Here is a 4,081-nt window from a genome sequence, read left to right as displayed (position 1 = left end):
GGCGGGCGACGAAGGCCTGGGCCTGGTCCGACCCGAGCCCGAACCTGAACTGATCACGCTTTCCCCCACCCCGAAGAAGACCACGACGAGGAGCAAGAAGTGAACAACAAAGTCAAAAGCGTTGCCGACCTGCTGCTGATGTTCCACCGCAACGAGCGGCCCATCTACTTCATCAGCGCCACCAACTTCAACCTGCTGGGCATGGACCGCTGGGTCAACCGCTTCCGCTACATCAACTACATCGATTGCTTCGACGGCCGCCACCCCAACGCCTTCGTGCCGCAGGAGCTGCCGCACGAGCCCTTCGAGTCCATCGAGGACATCAACAACTACCTGCTGCAGCACAAGGATGTGGTGGACCTGATCGAGCGGCGCGGCGGCAAGCCGGTCGCCACCTTCCTGATGTTCGACGAGAAGACCGAGGCCCTGGCCCGGGAGCTGGGCATGGAGGTCTGGTTTCCGCCAGCCGCGCTGCGCCAGCGCTGCGACAACAAGATGGAGACCGTGCGCATAGGCAACAAGGCCGGCGTCTACTCGGTGCCCAACGCGCTGGAGAAGGTGGACAGCTACGAGCACCTGATGCAGATCGCCGAGCGCCACGGCCTGGGCAAGGACCTGGTGGTGCAGTCGGCCTTCGGCGACTCGGGCCACACCACCTTCTTCATCGCCTCGCGCGAGGACTTCGACAAGCACAAGGACGAGATCGTCAACGACCCCGAGGTCAAGATCATGAAGCGCATCAACTGCCGCGGCGCCACGCTGGAGGCCTGCGCCACCCAGTCGGGCACCCTGGTCGGGCCGCTGCTGACCGAGGTGGTGGGCGCGCGCGAACTCACGCCCTACAAGGGCGGCTGGTGCGGCAACGAGGTGTTCCCGGGCGCCTTCTCCGAGGAGGTGCGCGCCAGGGCGCGCGACATGGCCGAGCGCTTCGGCAACCAGTTGCTGGCCGAGGGCTACCGCGGCTACTTCGACCTGGACTTCCTGATCGACACCGACACCGGCGAGGTCTACCTGGGCGAGCTGAACCCGCGCATCTGCGGCGCCAGCCCCATGACCAACCATGCCGCCTTCGCCTACGCCGATGCGCCGCTGTTCCTGTTCCACCTGCTCGAATTCTCGGGCGTGCCGTTCGACCTGAACGTCAAGGAGATCAACGAGCGCTGGGCCCAGCCGCATTTCATCGATTCCTGGTCTCAGGTGGTGCTCAAGTTCAACGAGGACCGCATCGACCAGGTCACGCATGCTCCGGCCACCGGCATCTACCGCATGGGCGAGGACGGCAGCGTCGCCTACCAGCGCTTCGACTACAACCGCAAGGCCATAGACACCGAGCGCGAGGCCTTCTTCCTGCGCATCACCGGCCCCGGCGACTACCGCTACGAGGGCGCCGACCTGGGCATCCTGATCACGCGCGGCCGCTCGATGGACGACAACTTCAAGCTCAACATCCGGGCGCGCGACTGGATACGCGGCATCAAGAACTACTACGCGGGCAAGCCCATCCTGGCCACCCAGCCCGGCGCAGCGCCGGCGCCGGGCTCGTTCAAGATCCTCTGAAGGCCTCCCATGCCCCTGCCTACCCGCATCCGCTTCCAGGCCATCGCCGAAGACCTGCCCGGCCGGAAATGGCAGGCCCTGTGCGAGCAGGCCTGGCCCTACTACCGCGCCTGGTTCCTGCGCCAGGGCGCCGTGGCGCGCGCCGGCTTCCTGGAGTGCCGCCGCGCCCTGCGCCAGCACATGCCGGAGCTGGTGCCCACCTGGGAGCGGCTGGTGGAGCTGGCCGGCGGCGGCGACATCGAGGCGCGCTTCCTGTCGCTATGGTGCCCGCCGCCCTACATCACCGGCTGCTCCCAGGCCGTCTGGCTCGATGCGGCCGGCCAGCAGGAACCCATGCTGCTGCGCAACTACGACTTCGCGCCCGCGCTGCTGGAGGGCCACTGGCTGGCCACGCGCTGGAGCGGGCAGCGCGTGGCCGCCATGGGCGACTGCCTGTGGGGCGCGCTGGACGGCATGAACGAGTCGGGCCTGGCCGCCTCGCTGTCCTTTGGCGGCCGCACGGCCCATGGCGACGGCTTCGGCATTCCGCTGGTGCTGCGCTATGTGCTGGAGATCGCGCAGGACACCGCATCGGCCGTTGCCATCCTGCAGCGCGTGCCCGTGCACATGTGCTACAGCGTCACGCTGCTGGATGCCCGGGGCGAATGGGCCACGGTGTTCCTGAACCCCGACCGTCCCGTGGAAGTGACCCGGCGCCGGGCGGTGACCAACTTCCAGCACACGGTGGAATGGCCCGAGCATGCACGCGCCACCAGCGCCTGCGAGCGGCTGGCCGCCCTGCAGCAGCAGATCGATGCCGGCACGCCGGCCCGTGACGCCCAGGCCGCGCTGCTGCGCGAGCCCCTGTACCAGCCCGCCTGGCGGCGCGGCTACGGCACGCTGTACACGGCGGCCTACGCCCCTCGGTCGGGCCGGCTCGAACTGTCCTGGCCCGGCCAGGCCTGGCCGCAGACCCTGGTGGCCTTCGAGGAGGGCCACCGGGAGATCGCCTACCTGAGCCAGGGCCCCTGAGCGCCCCGCCCAGCATCCCGCGCCTGCATTCAGCGCTTGCATCCGACGCCCGGGACAAGGTGCCACGCACTGCCGTCCAGGCATTCCCCACAGGTTCCGAAGGAGACATGGAAATGACAAGAAGACTTCCGCCCGCCATCTGGATTCTGGTTGCCATGGTGCTGGGCATCGTGATCGGCTACATGGTGTTCATCAACTTCCCCGACAAGAAGGCGGCCGCGCAGATCGCGGGCTACATCTCCATCATGTCGGACGTGTTCCTGCGGCTGATCAAGATGCTGATCGGCCCGCTCGTGTTCTCCACGCTGGTGGTGGGCATCGCGCACATGGGCGACGCGGCCTCGGTGGGCCGGGTGTTCCTCAAGGCCATGGGCTGGTTCGTCACCGCCTCGCTGGTGTCGCTGGTCATGGGCCTGGTCCTGGCCAACCTGCTGCAGCCGGGCCACAACCTGGGGCTGCCGCTGCCGGACATCGGCGCTTCGGCCAACCTCGCCACGGCCAAGTTCACGCTCAAGGACTTCGTCAGCCACCTGGTGCCCAAGTCCTTTGCCGAGGCCATGGCCAACAACGAGATCCTGCAGATCGTCGTGTTCTCCATGTTCTTCGGCGTGGCCCTGGCCGCGCTCGGTGAAAAGGGCAGGACGCTGGTGGCCGCCATCGACGAGCTGTCCCACGTCATGCTCAAGATCACCGGCTATGTGATGAAGCTCGCGCCGCTGGCCGTGCTGGCGGCCATGGCGGCCACCGTGTCGGTCAACGGCCTGGAGATCCTGCTGAAGTTCGCCGTCTTCATGGGGGACTTCTACCTGGGCCTGTTTCTGCTGTGGGGAGTGCTGGTGATCGCCGGTTTCCTGTTCCTGGGCCCGCGCATCTTCAGGCTGCTGGTGCTGATCAAGGAGGCCTTCATGCTCTCGTTCGCCACCGCCAGCTCCGAGGCCGCCTACCCCAAGATCCTGGACGCGCTGGACCGCTTCGGCGTCAAGCGCAAGATCTCCAGCTTCGTGATGCCCATGGGCTACTCGTTCAACCTCGACGGCTCCATGATGTACTGCACCTTCGCCGTGCTGTTCATCGCCCAGGCCTACGACATCCACCTGTCGCTGGGCACGCAGATCACCATGCTGCTGATCCTGATGCTGACCTCCAAGGGCATGGCCGGCGTGCCGCGCGCCTCGCTGGTGGTGATCGCCGCCACGCTCAACCAGTTCAACATCCCCGAGGCCGGCCTGCTGCTCATCCTGGGCGTGGACACCTTCCTGGACATGGGCCGATCGGCCACCAACGCCGTGGGCAATTCCATCGCCACCGCCGTCGTCGCCAAGTGGGAGGGCGACCTGCTGCCCGAGACCGAAGCCGCAGCCAACGCCGCACGGCTGGATTCGGAGGTCAAGGCCACGCTGGCCCATCCCGCCTCCCCGGCCCATTCCTGACAACCCGCACAAGGAACACGCCATGAAACCCGAACCCAGATCACGGCCCGGGCAGCCATGGGCGCTGCGGGGGCCGGCGCGGG

Annotated in this window: 2 protein-coding genes and 1 pseudogene; all 3 read left to right on the top strand. The window is 67.3% G+C overall.

The window, feature by feature from the left end; genetic code table 11:
• Nucleotides 1-96 precede the first annotated feature (96 nt).
• Nucleotides 97-1,557: pseudogene (locus ACM14_RS30040) on the top strand (biotin carboxylase); the annotation flags it as partial.
• 9 nt (nt 1,558-1,566) lie between these two features.
• A complete protein-coding gene (locus ACM14_RS30035) occupies nt 1,567-2,568 on the top strand; it encodes a C45 family autoproteolytic acyltransferase/hydolase (protein ID WP_065348161.1) in 1,002 nt (333 codons plus the stop codon).
• Between the two features lie 113 nt (nt 2,569-2,681).
• A complete protein-coding gene (locus ACM14_RS30030; protein ID WP_065348162.1) occupies nt 2,682-3,998 on the top strand; it encodes a dicarboxylate/amino acid:cation symporter in 1,317 nt (438 codons plus the stop codon).
• Nucleotides 3,999-4,081: the final 83 nt, after the last annotated feature.

The sequence above is a fragment of the Delftia sp. JD2 genome (assembly GCF_001682645.1).
Classification (GTDB): Bacteria; Pseudomonadota; Gammaproteobacteria; order Burkholderiales; family Burkholderiaceae_C; genus Comamonas; species Comamonas acidovorans.
This window is presented reverse-complemented; position numbering and strand designations above follow the sequence as displayed.